The organism is Bacillus sp. AF62 (genome assembly GCF_050312695.1).
In the GTDB taxonomy this organism is placed as follows: domain Bacteria; phylum Bacillota; class Bacilli; order Bacillales; family Bacillaceae_G; genus Bacillus_A; species Bacillus_A cereus.
On record NZ_JBNPJZ010000234.1, the window covers coordinates 1 to 586 of the forward strand.

The following is a 586-nucleotide window of genomic DNA, read 5'->3' on the forward strand; positions in this document are numbered from 1 at the left end:
TCATCCTCAGAACTGACGTATAATTGATCCATCGCAAAGTCTAATCCAACAACTGTTTCTACTTCTTTTTGTACGATTTCTTTTTCGTATTCAGTCACAATGGACACATAGTATTTACCAGTAGGTGTCCTAGAAATCGTACATGACTTGATTATATGGCCTTGTGGTATTTCTCTATGCTGTTTAATACGTACCATTTTCAGTTTTGGCAATTTGATATGACCGTTAAGCAACATAATATTTCCGTTCACTACATTCGTTGTATAAGACTTTCTGTCTTTTTTGCTTTTGAATGTTGGGAAGTTATTTTGACTACGAAAGAAATTTTTATAGGTAGTTTGCAAATTTAGTTGAGCATTTGCCAATGCTAATGAATCCACTTCTTTTAACCACTCAAATTCTGCTTTGTATTTTGCAGGAGTGGGAAGCTTTTGTTTCTTTAGTTGTTCCTTATCATCTTTATGTTTTTCATACGTTTCTTTCCATTCAGCTAACATTCTGTTATACATGAAACGTACACAACCGAAGGTTTTACGCATAAGATGTGCTTGGTCTTCTGTTGGATACAAACGGAATTTATATGCTT

1 protein-coding gene is annotated in these 586 nt (G+C 34.1%); it reads right to left on the reverse strand.

The genetic code is table 11. The features are described 5' to 3' along the window. Positions 1–586: RNA-guided endonuclease TnpB family protein (locus tag ACQRBL_RS32510; protein WP_427736442.1), on the reverse strand; the 586-nt coding region annotated here is incomplete at both ends.